Below are 18,941 nucleotides of genomic sequence, written 5' to 3' on the forward strand. Positions count from 1 at the left end.
AGGACCGGCAATCCCGCGAGAGGTTCGCAGCGATGACGAGTGAGGCCGTTTCCGCAGCCGGGGACAGCGCGATCGCGATCACCGGGATCGCCTGCCGGCTCCCGATGGCCCCGGACCCGGCCGCCTTCTGGCGGCTGCTGAGCGAGAGCCGCACCGCCGTGACGGAGGTGCCCGAGGGTCGCTGGGAGACCGGCGGCGCTCCCCGGCACGGTGCCTTCCTCGACGGGATCGACCAGTTCGACCCGGAGTTCTTCGGCATCTCGCCCCGCGAGGCCGCGGGCATGGACCCCCAGCAGAGGCTGATGCTGGAGCTGAGCTGGGAGGCGCTGGAGGACTCCGGCACGGTCCCCGCATCCCTCAGGGGCACCCGGACCGGCGTGTTCGTGGGGTCGATCTGGGACGACTACGCCGCGCTGCTGCACCGGCACGGCCCGGAGGCCATCACCCCGCACACCATCACCGGGGTCAGCCGGAGCGTCATCGCCAACCGGGTGTCCTACGCGCTCGGGCTGCGCGGTCCCAGCCTCGCGGTGGACTCCGCCCAGTCGTCCGCGCTGGTCGCCCTGCACATGGCCGTCGAGAGCATCCGCGGCGGTGAGGCCGACCTCGCGATCGCCGGCGGGGTCAACCTGAACATCCTCGCGGAGAGCGCCGTCCTCACCGCGCGGTTCGGCGGCCTGTCGCCCGACGGCCGGTGCCACACCTTCGACGCCCGCGCCAACGGATACGTACGCGGTGAGGGCGGCGGCGCGGTCGTGCTGAAGCCGCTGGAGCGCGCCGTGGCCGACGGCGACCCGGTCTACTGCGTGGTCCGCGGCGGCGCGGTCAACAACGACGGCGTCGCCGACGGGCTCACCGTCCCGAGCGCCGAGGCGCAGGAGGAGCTGCTGCGCCGCGCGTACGAGCGGGCGGGCGTCCGTCCGTCGGACGTGCAGTACGTCGAGTTGCACGGCACCGGCACCCGCCGCGGGGACCCGGTCGAGGCGGCGGCGCTCGGCGCCGCCCTGGGCTCGGCCCGCCCGCAGGACCGGCCACTGCTCGTCGGCTCCGCGAAGACCAACGTGGGCCATCTGGAGGGCGCCGCCGGGATCGTCGGGCTGATCAAGACCGCGCTGAGCATCGGCCACCGGCGGATCCCGGCGAGCCTGAACTTCGAGACACCGAACCCCGACATCCCCCTGGACGAGCTGAACCTGCGGGTCCAGACCGGGCTGACCGGATGGCCCCGGCCGGACGAGCCGCTGGTCGCCGGGGTCAGCTCGTTCGGGATGGGCGGTACCAACTGCCACATCGTCCTCTCGGCTCCCCCGGCGCGGGCTTCGGCGGAGGCACCGGAGGAGGGGGCACCGGTGGAGGCGTCCACCATGCCGTGGCTGTTGTCCGCCCGAACCGAGAGCGGGCTGCGGGGCCAGGCCGCGCGGCTGCGGGAGTTCGCCGAGGCGAACCCGGACGTCGACCCGGCCGACATCGCGCTGACGCTGGCCACCGGCCGTACCCGTTTCGCCCATCGCGCCGCCATCGTGGGGGACGGCCCGGGACGGCTGCTGCACGGGCTCGCCGCGCTGGCCGAGGGCTCGCCCGCCGTGGGCGTCCTGCGGGGGACGGCGCGCCAGGGATCGGTCGCGTTCCTGTTCTCCGGGCAGGGGTCGCAGCGGGCGGGCATGGGCAGGGGGCTGTACGACACGGTCCCGGCCTTCGCGGACGCGCTCGACGAGGTGCTGTCCCATCTCGAACCCGGTCTGGGGGAGCTGATGTTCGCCGAGCCCGGCTCGTCCGAGGCGGCCCGGCTCGATCAGACGGCGGTGACGCAGACCGCGCTGTTCGCCGTGGAGGTCGCCCTCTTCCGGCTGCTGGAGGGGTGGGGCGTCACGCCCGGCCACCTCATCGGGCACTCGATCGGCGAGCTGGTCGCGGCGCACGTGAGCGGCGTGCTCTCGCTGCCGGACGCGTGCGCCCTGGTGACGGCGCGCGGCAGGCTGATGCAGGCGGCGCCCGCCGGGGGCGCCATGGTCTCCGTCCGGGCCCCGGAGGAGGAGGTCGCCGCGGAGCTGGACGGGCACGGAGGCCGGGTGTCGATCGCGGCCGTGAACGGCCCCGCCTCGACGGTCGTCTCCGGTGACGAGGACGCGGTGCTCGCCCTGGCGGACGCGTGGCGCGGGCGCGGGGTCAGGACGCGACGGCTGCGCGTCAGCCACGCGTTCCACTCCGCCCACATGGATCCCGTTCTGGAGGACTTCCGCGTGGTCGCGGAGGGGTTGTCCTATCGCCCGGCCGAAATTCCGATCGTCTCCAATCTGACGGGGAGGCTCGCCACCGGCGAACAGCTCGGGTCCGCCGAGTACTGGACGAGGCACATCCGCGAGGCGGTCCGCTTCCACGACGGCGTCCGGGCGTTGCGCGACGCGGGCACCACGACGTTCCTCGAACTCGGGCCGGACGCGGTCCTCACGCCGCTCGCGCACGCCTCGCTCGGCGGCGCTCTCCCCGTGTTCTCCGTGCTGCGCCGCGACCGGCCGGAACCGGAATCGCTCGTCACGGCGCTGGCGAGGGCGCACACGGGCGGCGTCCCGGTCGGCTGGGACGCCGCTCTCGCCGGGAACGGCGCCCGGCGCGTCCGGCTCCCCACCTACGCCTTCGAACGGCGGCGCTTCTGGCTCGAAGGCGAGGCGGCGCCCGCGGCCCCGGCACCACCGCACGCGCCGCCACAGGCACCGGCCGACACAGAGGCGGCCGCATCGGCGCCGGACGCGTCGTCACCGGCGGGACGGCTCGCCGCGGCGCCCCCGAGCGAGCGCGAGCGGATCGCGCTGGACCTCGTGCGCGCCCACGTCGCGGCCGTGCTGGGACACGACTCGCCCGAGGCCGTCGACCCCGGGCGGACGTTCAAGGAACTGGGCTTCGACTCCGTGCTCGGCGTCGAGCTGAGCGGCCGGCTGACCGAGGCGTCGGGCGTGCGGCTGCCCGAGACGCTCGTGTACGACCACCCGACCCCGGTGGCGCTGGCCCGGCGGCTGCGCGCCGAGTGGCTCGGCGAGGCGGACGGCGGCACCGGCGGTTCGCCGGGCCGGGCGGTTCCCGCGCACGGCGACCCGATCGCGATCGTGGCCATCGGCTGCCGCTACCCCGGCGGCGTCACCTCGCCGCAGGAGCTGTGGGAGCTGGTCGCCGCGGGCCGGGACGTGGTCGGCGGCTTCCCGTCCGACCGCGGCTGGGACCTCAAGGGACTCTACGACCCGGACCCGGACCGGACGGGGTCCTCCTACACCCTGCGCGGCGGATTCCTGTACGACGCCGCGGCCTTCGACCCGGCGTTCTTCGGGATATCCCCGCGCGAGGCCGCCGCGATGGACCCGCAGCAGCGGCTGCTGCTGGAGGTGTCGTGGGAGGCCATCGAGCGGGCGGGGATCGCCCCCGCCTCGCTGGCCGGCGCCCGCGCGGGCGTCTTCGCGGGCGCCACCGCCCAGGACTACGGCCCGCGGCTGCACGATCCGGCCGGCGGTCTCGACGGGTACCTGCTCACCGGCTCCACGCCCAGCGTCGCGTCCGGGAGGATCGCCTACACCCTCGGTCTGGAGGGCCCGGCGGTCACGGTGGACACCGCCTGCTCGTCCTCGCTGGTCGCGCTGCACCTGGCCGCCCGGTCGCTCCGCGACGGCGAGTGCGACCTCGCGCTCGCGGGCGGTGCCACCGTCATGGCGACGCCCGGGATGTTCGTGGAGTTCAGCAGGCAGCGGGGGCTGTCCCCGGACGGCCGGTGCAAGGCGTTCGCCGCCGCCGCGGACGGAACCGGCTGGGGCGAGGGCGTAGGGATGCTGCTCCTGGAGCGGCTGCCGGACGCCCGGCGCAACGGGCATCCCGTGCTGGCCGTCATCCGCGGCTCGGCGATCAACCAGGACGGCGCCAGCAACGGGCTCGCCGCCCCCAACGGCCCCTCCCAGCAGCGGGTGATCCGGCAGGCCCTCGCGGGCGCGGGACTCGGGCCCGGCGACGTGGACGCGGTCGAGGCGCACGGCACCGGCACCACCCTCGGCGACCCCATCGAAGCCGGAGCCCTCCTCGCCACCTACGGACAGGAACGAGACCACCCCCTCTGGCTCGGCTCCATCAAATCCAACATCGGACACACCCAGGCCGCCGCCGGAGTCGCCGGCGTCATCAAGATGATCATGGCGATGCGGCACGGCACACTCCCCAAGACCCTGCACGTGGACGAGCCGACCCCGCGGGTCGACTGGGAGTCCGGAGCGGTCCGGCTGCTCACCCGGCCTGTCGCGTGGGAGCGGAACGGGCACCCGCGCCGCGCGGCCGTCTCCTCCTTCGGCATCAGCGGGACCAACGCCCACCTCATCATCGAACAGGCTCCGGCCGCCGACGCGCCCGCGCCCGCCGACGCGCCCGCGCCGGACGACGCCGAAGCGGGCGTGGACGACCCGCCCGTCATCGTCTGGCCGCTGTCCGCCAAGAGTGAGGACGCGCTGCGCGCCCAGGCCGGGCGGCTCCACGAGCACTTGGCGGGGAGCGCCGGCGCCGAGGCCGGGACCAGGGACGTCGGCCACACGCTGGCCGTCCGCAGCGGGTTCGATCACCGCGCGGTCGTGCTGGGAACCGACCGCGACGGGTTGCTGGCCGGGCTGGACGCCCTCGCCCACGACGACGAATCACCTCAGGTGGTGCGGGGTGTCGCCCGGCGGGATCACAAGACCGTTTTCGTCTTCCCCGGCCAGGGCTCCCAGTGGACCGGAATGGCGGCCGGGCTCCTCGACGCCTCTCCCGTGTTCCGCGACGGCTTCACCGCTTGCGCCGACGCCCTCGCCCCCCACATCGACTGGGACCTCTCAGAGGCCCTGCACGACCCGGACACCCTGCGACGCGACGACGTCGTGCAGCCCGCCCTGTTCGCCGTCATGGTCTCCCTGGCCCGGCTCTGGCGCCACCACGGCATCCACCCCGACGCCGTCATCGGCCACTCCCAGGGCGAGATCGCCGCCGCCCATGTGGCGGGAGCCCTGACCCTGGACGACGCCGCCAAGATCGTCGCGCTGCGCGGCAAGGCCCTCACCGCGCTCGCCGGAACCAGCGCGATGGCCTCCCTCTCCCTGCCCGTCCATCGGACCCGGGAACACCTCACTCCGAGACTGTCGATCGCCGCCGTCAACGGACCCGCCACCACCATCGTCGCCGGCGACACCGACGCCATCGAACAACTCCTCGCCGACTGCGAGAGCCGGGGGGTGCACGCGCGCCGCGTCCCGATCGACTACGCCTCGCACTCCGCGCATGTGGAGCCACTCCGCGACGAGCTCCTCAACACTCTCGCGGACGTGGCGCCGCGCGCCAGTGACATCGCCTTCTACTCCACCCTTACCGCCGAGCCGATCGACACCACCGGACTCGACGCCGAGTACTGGTACCGCAACCTGCGCCACACCGTCCAGTTCCAACCCACCATCCACCGCCTCACCGACGACGGCCACACCCTGTTCATCGAAACCAGCCCCCACCCCGTCCTCACCGCACCCATCCAGGACACCACCCCCGACATCACCGCCATCGGCACCCTGCGCCGCGACCACGGCGACCTCCACACCTTCACCACCGCACTCGCCACCGCCCACACCCACGGCGCACCCGTCAACTGGCACACCCACAGCCAACACGGCCGACACATCGAACTGCCCACCTACCCCTTCCAACGCCAGCGCTACTGGATCGACGCCCCGACGGGACCCGGGGACGCGGGGGTCCTCGGACTGACGACGGGTGAGCATCCCTTCCTGGGTGCCGCGGTGCACATGGCGCAAGGCGACACGGCCGTATTCACCGGACGGATCTCCCTGCACACCCACCCCTGGCTCGCCGACCACGCGGTCACAGGCACGACCATCCTCCCCGGAACCGCGTTCGTCGACCTCGTCCTGCACGCCGGTGAGCGAGTAGGCGCCGAGCGGATCGGTGAGCTGACCCTGGAGAACCCGCTGCCGCTGCCCCAGGACGGGGCGGTGTGGATCCAGCTCGCCGTCAGTGCCGCCGACGACGCCGCGCGCCGTTCGGTCACCGTCCATTCCCGTCCCGAGGACGGGCCCGACGACGCCTGGACGCGGCACGCCACCGGCCATCTCGCCCCGGAGGGCCCGGCGCCCGCCCCCCTGGCCCGGCCCGCGGACGCGGCGCCCGCGGAAGCGGAGCCCATCGACGTCACCGGCCTGTACGAGCGCCTCGCCGACCAGGGGTACGACTACGGTCCCGCATTCCGGAGGGTCCAGTCGGCGTGGCGCCACGGCGACGATCTGTACGGCGAGGTGGCGCTGCCCGAGGACACCGACACCATCGGTTTCGGCCTGCACCCCGCGCTGCTCGACGCGGCGCTCCACCTGGCCATCGCGGCGGACGGCGTCCCCACCGACGCCGCGCCGTCACCGCGGCTGCCGTTTTCCTGGAGCGGGGTCCGCCGCCACGGCGCGGCGGGCTCGCGGGTGCGCGTGCGCGTGCGGCCGACCTCGGCGGACACGGTGGCGCTGTCCGTGGCCGACCTGGAGGGCGGCGCGGTCGCCTCCGTCGACGGCCTGGTCCTGCGGCCGGTCTCGCCCGACCGGCTGGCGCGGGCCGGGCACCGGGACTCGCTGTTCACCCTCGACTGGACGGTGCCGTCCGCTCCGCCGGTGCACGCCGCCGACCGGGTCGCCGTCCTGGGCGGCGGGTCCGGCCTGCCGGGAACGCACTACGGCGACCTCGCCGCGCTGCGCGCCTCCTTCGGCGACGGGGCGCCTCCCCCGGAGCTGATCCTGCTTCCGCTGCCCGAGCAGCACGGCGGCGTCACGGAAAGGCTCCACGCGGCGGCGCGGCACGTGCTCGAAGTCGTCCAGGACTGGCTCGCCCAGAGTGCGTTCGACTCCTCCCGGCTCGTGGTGGTGACCAGGCAGGCGGTGGCGGTGCGTCCGGAGGACCGCCTGCCGGGGCTCTCGGACTCGCCGGTGTGGGGGCTGGTCCGCACGGCGCAGTCGGAGAACCCCGGCAGGCTCGTGCTGCTCGACCTGGACGACGCCGACTCGTCCCGCCGGGCGGTCGCCTCCGCGCTGGCCACGGGCGAGTCCCAGCTCGCGCTCCGCGACGGGACCGTGCACGTCCCCCGGCTCGCCCCCGCCGCGACGACCGCCGTGCGCACCACGCCCTGTCTCAACCCGGACGGGACCGTGCTCATCACCGGCGGGATGGGGACGCTCGGCGGGCTCCTCGCCCGGCATCTGGCGGCCGAGTACGGCGTCCGCCACCTGCTGCTGACCGGACGGCGCGGACCGGCCGCCGAGGGCGCCGTCGAGCTGGAGGCCGAGCTGATCACCCATGGCGCCGAGGTGACGCTGGCCGCCTGCGACGTCGGCGACCGGGACGCGCTCGCCGCGCTCCTCGCCGCCGTCCCGGCGGAGCACCCGCTCACCGCCGTCGTACACACGGCGGGGGTGCTCGACGACGGCGTCATCGGCTCGCTGACGCCGGAGCGGATGGACGCCGTCCTGCGTCCGAAGGCGGACGGCGCCTGGCACCTCCACGAACTCACGCTGGACGCGGATCTGGCGGCGTTCGTCGTGTTCTCCTCGGCGACCGCCACGCTCGGGAGTCCCGGCCAGGGCAACTACACCGCCGCCAACGCGTTCCTGGACGCGCTGGCCCAGCACCGGCACACGCTCGGGCTGCCCGCCACGTCGCTGGCGTGGGGGCTGTGGGCCCAGGCCAGCGGGATGACCGGGCATCTCGACCGCCGTGACCTCGGCCGTATGAACCGCAGCGGTCTCGTGCCGCTGTCCACCGACCAGGGCCTCGCGCTGTTCGACACGGCACTGGCGCTGAACAGCCCGTTCACGGTGCCCGCCCGGCTGGACCTCGCCGCGACGCGGGCGCAGGGCGAGGCGATGCCCCCCGTGTTCCGGAGGCTGGTCCGGGGGGCGGCACGGCAGGCGGCGGGCGGCGCGGGGGCGGGCGCGCCGTCCTCGTGGGCCGGCCGGCTCCGGGAGCTGGCGCCCGCCGAGCGCGACCGCGCGGTGGGCGAGATGGTGCGCACGCAGGTCGCGACGGTACTGGGCCTCCCGGCGGCGGAGCCGATCGAGGCCGGACGGGCCTTCAAGGAACTGGGGTTCGACTCCCTCACGGGCGTCGAGCTGCGCAACCGCCTGAACACCGCTACCGGGCTGCGGCTGCCCGCCACGCTCATTTTCGACCATCCGACTCCGGAGGCGCTGGCGGAGTACGTCCGAGGCGAGGTGCGGGGCGTCGCGCCCACGGGGCCGCGGGCACCGTCGGCACCCGCCCGCGCGGCCGGGGAGCCGATCGCCGTGGTGGCCATGGCCTGCCGCTACCCGGGCGGCGTGGCGTCGCCGGAGGACCTGTGGAGCCTCGTCGCCAACGGGACCGACGCCATCGGGCCGTTCCCCGACGACCGAGGCTGGGACCTCGACCGCCTCTACCACCCCGATCCCGACCATCCCGGCACCTCCTACACCCGGGCGGGCGGGTTCCTGCGCGACGCGGCCGACTTCGACCCGGAGTTCTTCGGGATCAGCCCGCGCGAGGCGGCGGCGATGGACCCGCAGCAGCGGCTGCTGCTGGAGACGGCGTGGGAGGCCGTCGAGCGCGCCGGGCTCGCCCCGTCGAGCCTGCGCGGCAGCTCGACCGGCGTGTTCACCGGGATCATGTACCACGACTACGGGTCGCGGTTCCGGCGGGCGCCGGAGAACCTGGAGGGCTATCTCGGAAACGGCAGCCGGGGCAGCGTCGCCTCGGGCCGTGTCTCCTACCTCCTCGGCCTTGAGGGCCCGGCGGTGACGGTGGACACCGCCTGCTCGTCCTCACTGGTGGCGCTGCACCTGGCCGCCCAGGCCCTCCGCAACGGCGAATGCGACCTCGCGCTGGCGGGCGGGGCTGCGATCATGGCCACCCCGGCGACGTTCGTGGAGTTCAGCCGCCAGCGCGGGCTGTCGCCCGACGGCCGATGCCGCTCGTTCGCGGCCGGCGCGGACGGCACCGGCTGGAGCGAGGGCGTCGGTCTCGTGCTGCTGGAACGGCTGTCGGACGCGCAGCGCAACGGGCATCCCGTCCTGGCGGTCATCCGCGGGTCGGCCGTCAATCAGGACGGCGCCAGCAACGGCCTCACCGCACCCAACGGACCCTCCCAACAACGCGTCATCCACCAAGCCCTCACCAACGCCCACCTCACCCCCCACGACATCGACGCCGTCGAAGCACACGGCACCGGCACCACCCTCGGCGACCCCATCGAAGCCCAAGCCCTCCTCACCACCTACGGGCAGGACCGCGACCGTCCGCTGTGGCTGGGGTCCATCAAATCCAACATCGGGCACACCCAGGCGGCGGCCGGGGTCGCCGGTGTCATCAAAATGATCCTGGCGATGCGGCACGGCACCCTCCCCCAAACCCTGCACGCCGATGAGCCGACCCCGCACGTGGACTGGGACTCCGGAGCCGTACAACTGCTGAACGAACCGGTCCCCTGGACGGCGGACGGAAAGCCGCGACGCGCCGCGGTGTCGGCGTTCGGCGTCAGCGGCACCAACGCCCACGTCATCATCGAACAGGCGCCGGACGGGCGGGAACCGGAGACCGCCGCCGCTCCGGAGGCGGGCGGCGGGGACATCCCGCCCGTGATCCCGTGGGTCCTGTCCGGCCGGACCGGCGCGGCACTGCGCGAGCAGGCGGCCCGCGTGCGGGAGCGGGTCTCGGCCGCGCCCGACCTGTCCCCCGTGGACGTGGCCCTCTCCCTCGCCACCGGGCGGACCGCCTTCGAGCACCGCGCGGTCGTCCTGGGCGAGGACCGCGACGAGCTGCTGCACGGCCTCGGCCAGGTGGTCAGGGGAGAGCCCGGCCAGGTGACGGGCGTGGCGAACACGGCGGGGAAGCCGGTGTTCGTGTTCCCGGGGCAGGGATCGCAATGGCCCGGCATGGCGCTCGACCTCGCCGCCGACTCGCCCGCGTTCGCCGGGTACCTGCGGGAGTGCTCGGACGCGCTCGCCCCGCATGTGCCGTGGTCGCTGAAGGACGTCCTGCGCGACGAGCTCGCGCTGGAGGCGGTCGACGCCGTCCAGCCCGCGCTTTTCGCGGTCATGGTGTCGCTCGCGCGGCTGTGGCGTTCGCACGGCGTCGAACCGGCCGCCGTCGTCGGCCACTCGCAGGGCGAGATCGCCGCCGCGTGCGTGGCCGGTGCGCTGTCCCTGGAGGACGCCGCCCGGGTGGTGGCGCTGCGCAGCCGGGCCCTGGCACGGCTCGCCGGCACCGGGGGCATGGCCTCCGTCGCGCTGCCCGCCGACCGGGTGGCCGGGCTGCTGACCCGCTGGGAGGGCGGGCTCGACCTGGCCGCCGTCAACGGCCCCGGCTCGGCGGTGGTCGCCGGAGACCCGGCGGCGCTGGAGGAGTTCGGCGCCCTGTGCGCGGCGGAGGACGTCCGCTTCCGCCGGATCCCGGTGGACTACGCGTCCCACTCGCCCCAGGTGGAGGTCATCCGGGAGGAGCTGCTGGACAGGCTCGCCCCGATCCGGCCGCGCCCGGCCGAGGTGCCGCTCCACTCCACCGTCACCGGCACCGTCCTGGAGGGCACCGAACTCGACGCCGCCTACTGGTACCGGAACCTGCGGGAGACGGTGCGGTTCGCGGACGCCACCCGGGCCCTCATCGCCACAGGGCACGACGTGTTCATCGAGGTCAGCCCGCATCCGGTGCTCGCGGCGGGCGTCCAGGAGAGCGCGGATGCCGCCGGCGCGGACACCGCCGTCGTGGGCTCGCTCCGCCGCGACGGCGGGCCCCGGCGGTTCGCGGTATCCCTCGCCGAGGCGTACGCGGCCGGTGCCGGGGTGGACTGGCGACGCGCGCTGCCCGCCGCCCGGCGCGTCGACCTGCCGACCTACCCGTTCCAGCGGCGGCGGTACTGGCTGGACGCGCCGGCGGGGGCCGGGGACGCCGAGGCCGCCGGGCTTGAGGCGTCCGGGCATCCGCTGCTGGGCGCCGCGCTCGACCGGGCCGGGCGTCAGGAGCGGCTGTTCGTCGGACGGCTGTCCGTGCGCACGCTGCCGTGGCTGGCCGACCACGCCGTCAGGGGGAGGATCCTCCTGCCGGGCACCGGCTACCTGGAGGCGGTGCTGCACGCGGGCCGCGAGGTCGGCTGCGACCGCGTGGAGGAGCTGACGCTGGAGGCCCCGCTGGTGCTCGGCGAGCGCGACGCCCGGCTGTGGCAGGTGGCGGTCGGCGATCCGGACGCCGCGGGCAGGCGCGAGGTCACCGTCCACTCGCGACCCGACGCCGCCGAGGCGAACCTGCCGTGGACGCGGCACGCCACCGGCGTCCTCGCGGCGGCCGCCCTCGGCGTTCCTGACGGTCCCGGCGGTTCCGGCGGCCCTGGCGCGATGGTCGCTTCAAAGGCGGGATCCGCCGTGTGGCCGCCACCGGGGGCCGTCCCGATCGGGCTGGACCGCCCGTACGAGCGGCTGGCCGACCTGGGCTACGAGTACGGCCCCGCCTTCCAGGGGCTGCGGGGTGCCTGGCGCGACGGCGGCGAGGTCTTCGCGGAGGTCGCCCTGGCGGCGGGGCCGGAGGGCTTCGGGCTTCATCCGGCGCTGCTCGACGCCGCGTTGCACCCGGTCGTGCTCGGGCTGCTGGGCGACGCCGCCGAGGGGCTGCTGCCGTTCTCGTGGACGGGGGTGTCGCTGCATGCGGCGGGCGCCACCGCGCTGCGCGTCCGGCTGGCGCCCGCCGGGCCCGACACGGTGCGGGTCGCGGTGGACGACCCGTCCGGGCGGCCGGTCGCGACCGTGGACTCGCTGGTCCTCCGTCCGGTCTCCGCGGAGGCGCTGGCGGCGGCGGACGACGGCGCGAACGACGGCGCGCTGTACCGGCTCCAGTGGAACCCCGCGCAGGCGGATCCGGAGCCGAACGCGGCGGTCGCGATCCTGGACGCGGATACGGACCTCGACGCGCTGCGATCGGCCGAGACGGTCCCGGACGTGGTCGTGGCGCCGCTGGCGCCGGCCGCCGCCCCGCGCGACGCCGTCGGGCGGGTGTTGGACCTCATCCGGGAGTGGCTCGCGGACGAGCGGTTCGCTGGCGCGCGGCTGGTGTTCCGGACGCACGGCGCCGTCGCGGCGGCGCCCGGCGAGGAGGTCACCGACCTCGGTCACGCGGCGGTCTGGGGCCTGGTGCGGGTCGCGCAGACCGAGCATCCGGGACGGTTCGCCGTGGTGGACGCCGACGTCCTCCCGGCCGAACCGGCCGAACCGGGGGTGCCGACCGGGTCCGAGCCGCAGTCCGCGCTGCGCGGCGGCGCCGTCCTGGTGCCCCGGCTCGTCCGGGCCCCGGCGGTACCCCCCGGCCCCGAGCCGCCGTTCGACCCGGACGGCACCGTGCTGATCACCGGAGGGACGGGGACGCTCGGCGGGATCCTCGCCCGCCACCTGGTGACCCGGCACGGCGTCCGGCACCTCCTGCTCGCGGGCCGGCGGGGGCCGGACGCGCCCGGCGCGGGCGTCCTGGCGGCCGAGCTGCGCGAGCTGGGCGCCGAGGTCGAGGTGGCCGCGTGCGACGCGGCGGACCGCGACGCCCTCGCGCGGCTGCTGGGGCTGATCCCGGCGCACCGTCCGCTGACGGCGGTCGTCCACGCCGCCGGGGTGCTGGACGACGCGCCCGTGGAGGCGCAGACGGCCGAGCGGGCGGCCGCGGTCCTGCGGCCGAAGGCGGACGCCGCGTGGAACCTGCACGAGCTGACCGCCGGTTCCGGGCTCCGCGCGTTCGTGCTGTTCTCGTCCGTCGCCGGGACGATCGGCACCGCGGGCCAGGCCGGCTACGCGGCGGCCAGCGCCCATCTCGACGGGCTGGCGGCCTACCGCCGCTCGCTGGGCCTGCCCGCCACGTCGCTGGCGTGGGGACTCTGGGAGGGGCCCAGCGGGATGACCGGCCACCTCGGCGCGGCGGATCTGGCCCGGCTGGCGCGCACCGGCATCGCCCCGATGGCGACCGCGCGCGGGGTGGCGCTGTTCGACGCCGCGCTCGGCCGGGACGAGGCGGTCCTCGTCCCGTTCCGGCTGGACCCCCGGGCGCCGCGCGAGGCCGGAACGGTGCCGGCCGTCCTGCGGGGGCTGATCGGGACGCCGGTCCGGCGCGCGTCCGGCGCGCTCACCCCCCTGGACGGCGCGCCTCCGCTGGTGGAGCGGCTGGCCGGGCTGCCCGAGAACGAGCGCGGCGAGGCGCTGCTGGACGCCGTGCGCGCCGAGGTGTCCGCCGTCCTCGGCCTCGCGGACGCGGGGCCGGTCGCCGCCCAGCGCCCCTTCAAGGATCTCGGCCTCGACTCGCTCACCGCGGTCGAGCTGCGGAACCGACTGGGCGCCGCGACCGGGCTGCGGCTGCCGGCGACGCTGGTCTTCGACCACCCCACACCGGAGCACCTCGCCGGGTTCCTCCGGACGGCCCTGCCCGGCGACCACACCGCCGCACCGGCCGCGGCGTCCGCCCCGGTGGCGGCTACCGGCCCGGTCACCGACGGAGAGCCGATCGCGATCGTCGGGATGGGCTGCCGGTTCCCCGGCGGGGCGCGCTCCCCCGAGGCGCTGTGGAAGCTGCTGGTGGACGGAGCCGACGTGACGGGCGAGTTCCCCGGCGACCGCGGCTGGGACGTGGACGCCCTCTACGACCCCGACCCCGCAAGCGCGGGGAAGACCTACACCCGCCGGGGCGGGTTCCTGGAGGGGGCCGCGGAGTTCGACGCCGGGTTCTTCGGGATGAGCCCGCGCGAGGCCCTCGCGACCGACCCGCAGCAGCGGCTGCTGCTGGAGACGGCGTGGGAGGCCGTCGAGCGCGCGGGGATCGACCCGTCCAGCCTGCGGGGCAGCCGGACCGGCGTGTTCGCCGGGCTGATGAACAACGACTACGGCGCCCTCCCGGCCGGTGTGCCGGCGGAGCTGGAGGGGTACCTGGCCACCGGGAACACCGGCAGCGTCGCGTCGGGCCGGGTGGCGTACGCGCTCGGTCTCGAAGGTCCGGCGGTCACGATCGACACCGCCTGCTCGTCCTCGCTGGTCGCGCTGCACCTGGCCGCCCAGTCGCTCCGCAACGGCGAGTGCGACCTCGCGCTCGCGGGCGGCGTCACGGTCATGGCGACCCCGGGGTTCTTCGTGGAGTTCAGCAGGCAGCGGGCGCTGTCCCCGGACGGGCGCTGCAAGGCGTTCGGCGCGGGCGCCGACGGCGCGGGCTGGTCGGAGGGCGCGGGAACGCTGCTGGTGGAGCGGCTCTCGGACGCCCGGCGCAACGGCCACCCGGTGCTGGCGGTCATCCGCGCCTCGGCCGTCAACCAGGACGGCGCCAGCAACGGGCTGACCGCGCCCAACGGGCCGTCGCAGCAGCGCGTCATCCGGCAGGCCCTCGCAAGCGCGCGGCTGGAGCCGGGCGACGTGGACGCGGTCGAGGCGCACGGCACGGGAACGACGCTGGGCGACCCGATCGAGGCGCAGGCCCTCATCGCCGCCTACGGCCAGGACCGGGAGCGGCCGCTCTGGCTGGGGTCCCTCAAGTCCAACCTCGGGCACACCCAGGCCGCCGCCGGGGCCGCGGGCGTCATCAAGATGGTCATGGCGCTGCGGCACGGCCTGCTCCCGAAGACCCTGCACGTGGACGAGCCGACCCCGCACGTCGACTGGGATTCCGGCGCGGTGGCCCTGCTCACCGAGCCGGTCGCCTGGCCGGAGACCGGCCGTCCGCGCCGCGCGGCCGTCTCGTCGTTCGGCATCAGCGGCACCAACGCCCATCTCGTCCTCGAACAGGCGCCCGCCGGCGAGGAGGAGAGCACGGTCCGGCCGGCGCCGGCAGGGGGCCCGCTGCCGTTCCCGATCTCGGGCCACGACGAGGCCGCGCTGCGGGCACAGGCCCGGCGCCTGCTGGACCACCTGGCCCGGCACCCCGGCACGGAGCCGGCCGACCTCGGGTTCTCCCTGGCCACCACCCGGCCCTCCCTGCCGGAGCGGGCGGTGCTCGTCGCCGACGGCGGGGACGCGCTCCGCGAAGGGCTGGCGGCGCTGGCGGCGGGCGAGCCCTCGCCCTCGGTGGCCCGGGGCGGCGGCACCGGCAAGACGGCGTTCATGTTCACCGGACAGGGCAGCCAGCGTCCCGGCATGGGCCGCGGGCTGTACGAGGCGTTCCCCGTGTTCGCGGACGCCTTCGACGAGGTGGCCGGGCATCTCGACGCCCATCTCGACCGCCCGCTGCGCGAGGTGGTCTTCGGCGCGGAGCGCGCTCCGCTGGACCTGACCGGTAACACCCAGCCCGCCCTGTTCGCCGTCGAGGTGGCGCTGTTCCGGCTGCTGGCGCACCACGGCGCGGCGCCGGACCTGCTGATCGGCCACTCGGTCGGCGAGATCGCCGCCGCGCACGTCGCGGGCGTGCTGCCGCTCCCGGACGCCGCGGCGCTCGTCGCCGCGCGCGGACGGCTCATGCAGGCGCTCCCGCCGGGCGGGGCGATGGTCTCGTTCCAGGGGGCCGAGGACGCCGTCCGCGCGCTGCTGCCGGACGGGCGCGCCTGCGTCGCCGCGGTCAACGGCCCGGCGTCGACCGTGGTCTCCGGCGACGAGGAGGCCGTCCTGGAGGCCGCCGCCGCGTGGGAGGCCCGGGGCGGGAGGACCCGGCGGCTGCGGGTCGGCCACGCCTTCCACTCCCCGCACATGGACGCCATGCTCGACGACTTCCTGCGGGTGGCCGAGGGGCTCGACTACGGGCCGCCGCGCATCCCGGTGATCTCGAACGTGACCGGCGGGCCGGCGACCGCCGAGCAGCTCGGCTCCCCGTCCTACTGGGTCCGGCACGCACGGGAGACCGTGCGCTTCCTCGACGGCGTGCGCGCCCTGGCGGAGCTGGGCGCCACCGGCCTCGTCGAGGTGGGCCCGGACGCGGTCCTCGCCCCCATGGCCGAGGAGTGCCTCGCCGGCACGGCGGCGGACGGGCCGGTGCGGGCCGTGGCGACGCTCCGCCGCGACCGTCCCGAACCGGAGACCTACATGCTCGCGCTCGCCCAGGTGGCCGCCGGGGGCGGGGCCCTGGACTGGGACGCCGTCTTCGCCGGCGCCCGCCGCGTCGCGCTCCCCACCTACGCCTTCCAGCACCGGAGCTACTGGCTCAGGCCGCCCGCCGCCGCGGCGGACCCGGCCGGGCTGGGAATGCGGGACGCCGCGCATCCGCTGCTGGGCGCGGCCATCGACCTGGCGGGCGGCACCGGCCTGGTCATGACCGGCCGGGTGTCGGCCCGGACGCACGAGTGGCTCGCCGATCACGCCGTGCACGGCGCGGTCCTCTTCCCCGGCACCGGGTTCGTGGAGCTGGCGGCGCGCGCGGGCGACCAGGCCGGGCTGGGCCACCTGGAGGAGCTCACCCTTGAGGCGCCGCTCGTCCTGCCGCCGGACGGCTCCGTCCAGCTCCAGGTGACCGTCGCCGAACCGGGTGGGGACGGCACGCGCCACCTCGCCGTGCACGCCCGCCCCGACGACGACTCCCCCTGGTCCCGATACGCCACCGGCGTCCTCTCCGACGCTCCTGCCGCCGCCCCGGCACCCGTACCCGCCGAGTGGCCTCCCGCCCAGGCAGAGCCCATGGACGTGGACGCGCTGTACGCCGGGCTCTCCGCCTCCGGCCTCGAACACGGTCCCGCGTTCCGCGGGCTGGAGGCCGCCTGGCGTGCCGGAGACACCGTGTACGCGCAGGTCAGCCTCGCCGAGGGGCAGGACGCGGCCTCGTACGTCCTGCATCCCGCGCTGCTGGACGCGGCGCTGCACCCGGCGGCGGGCGACGGCGGGAGCGGGCCCGTCCGGCTCCCGTTCGCCTGGCGGGGGGTGAGCCTGCACGCGACCGGGGCGACCAGGCTGCGCGTACGGCTCGCGGCGACCGGCGACGGCACGCTGCGGATCTCCGCCGCGGACGACGCCGGACGCCCGGTGTTCTCGGCGAGGTCGCTGGTGACGCGGCCGATCACCGGCGAGCAGCTCGCGGCGGCCCGGAAGGCGCACCGCGACGCCCTGTTCACCGTCGAGTGGACGCCGCTCCCCCCGCCGGACGCCGCACCCGCGCCCGCGTCCGCCGAGACCTGGGCCGTGCTGGGCGACGACGACCTCGGCCTCCCCGCCCGGCGCCTCGCCGGCCTCGGCGCGCTCGACGACGCCACGCGGACCGTACTGCTACCGGTCGCCGTCCCACCGGGGGACCCCGTCGCCGCGACCCACCGCGTGACGGAACGCCTGCTCGCCTCCCTCCAGGAATGGCTCGCCGGCGAGCGGTCCGGCGCGACCCGGCTCGTGGTCGTCACCCGGGGCGCCGCCGCCGTGGACGGCGACGCGCCGGACCCCGCCGGCGCCGCGGTCTGGGGCCTGGCGCGCTCCGCGCAGACCGAGCACCCGGACCGGATCGTGCTCCTGGACATCGGCCCCGGCGAGGTCTCCGCGGAACCGGTCGCCGCGGCGCTGGCCTCGGGCGAGACCCAGCTCGCGCTGCGCGGCGAGCACACCTTCGTCCCCCGGCTCACCCGGCTCTCCCAAGCCGACGTGAACGGCCCGGAGCGAGCGGGCGCGAACGGCCCGGCGCGGGGGGACGCGTTCGCCGCGGGCGGGACGGTGCTGGTCACCGGCGGCACCGGCGCGCTGGGCTCGGTTCTCGCCCGCCACCTGGTGACCCGCCACGGCGTCCGGCGGCTGCTGCTCACCAGCCGCCGCGGGCCCGCCGCTCCGGGCGCGGACGCCCTGGTCGCCGAGCTGACGGGGCTCGGCGCCTCGGTGGAGCCGGTGGCCTGCGACGCCGCCGACCGCGAGGCCCTGGCGCGGCTGATCGCCGCGATCCCACCGGAGCACCCGCTCACCGCGGTGGTGCACACCGCCGGTGTGCTCGACGACGGCGTCATCGGGTCGCTGACCCCGGAGCGGCTCGGGACCGTCCTCAGGCCCAAGGCCGATGCGGCCTGGAACCTGCACGACCTCACCCGCGACCTGGACCTGTCGGCCTTCGTGCTCTACTCGTCCCTCGCCGGGACGCTGGGCACCGCCGGGCAGGGCAACTACGCCGCCGCCAACGCCTTCCTCGACGCCCTGGCCCAGCACCGGCACGCCAGCGGGCTTCCCGCGGCCTCGCTCGGATGGGGTCTGTGGGAGCAGGACGGCGGCATGGCGGGCCGCCTCGAAGGCGCCGACCGCGACCGGCTGGCGCGCGCGGGGGTCGGCCCGCTGAGCGTCGAGGACGGTCTGGGATTGTTCGACGCCGCGCTGGCGCTCGGCCGTCCCGCGGTGGTTCCCGCCCGCCTCGACATGGCGGCGCTGCGCGGGCTCGCGGCCCGGGACGCCCTGCCGCCACCGCTGCGCGGGCTGGTCCGCGCGCCGCGTACGGCGGCGCCCGGTACCGGCCCCGGCTCCGGCCTGGCCGGACGGCTGGCGGGGCTGTCCGAGGACGAACGGGGCCGGGCGCTGCTGGACCTGGTGCGCGCCGAGGCCGCCGAGGCGCTCGGCCACCCGTCAGCGGGCGCGGTGGACGCCGAACGCGGATTCATGGACCAGGGGTTCGACTCGCTCACCGCGGTAGAGCTGCGCAACCGGATCGGCGCCGCCGTGGGACGCAGGCTGCCCGCCACGCTCCTGTTCGACCATCCCACCCCGAGCGCGCTCGCCGCGCACGTGGGCACGCTGATCGCCCCCGGCCCCGCCGGGCCGCCGCCCGTGCTCGCCGAACTCGACCGGCTGGAGGAGGCCCTGGAGGCGCCGCTCCCGGACGCCGCGGCGCGCGACCGGCTGGCCGTCCGGCTGCGCTCCCTCCTGACCAGGCTCGACACCGGCGCACAGGAGCGGGCGGAGGGCGACGGGGGGATCGCGGAAGCGAGCGACGAAGAGATCTTCACCATCATCGACAACGAACTCGGGACCGTCTGACCCCCCGTC

At 76.1% G+C, this 18,941-nt stretch carries 1 protein-coding gene; it reads left to right on the top strand.

All coding sequences use genetic code 11. The annotated features are described in order from the left end of the window. The first annotated feature begins 32 nt into the window (after positions 1-32). On the top strand, positions 33-18,932 hold the full coding sequence (locus GNZ18_RS43255) for a type I polyketide synthase (RefSeq protein WP_156218613.1): 18,900 nt from the start codon (positions 33-35) through the stop codon (positions 18,930-18,932). Positions 18,933-18,941 lie beyond the last annotated feature (9 nt).

Origin of the sequence: Actinomadura litoris, from assembly GCF_009733595.1 — a bacterium.
GTDB lineage: Bacteria > Actinomycetota > Actinomycetes > Streptosporangiales > Streptosporangiaceae > Spirillospora > Spirillospora litoris.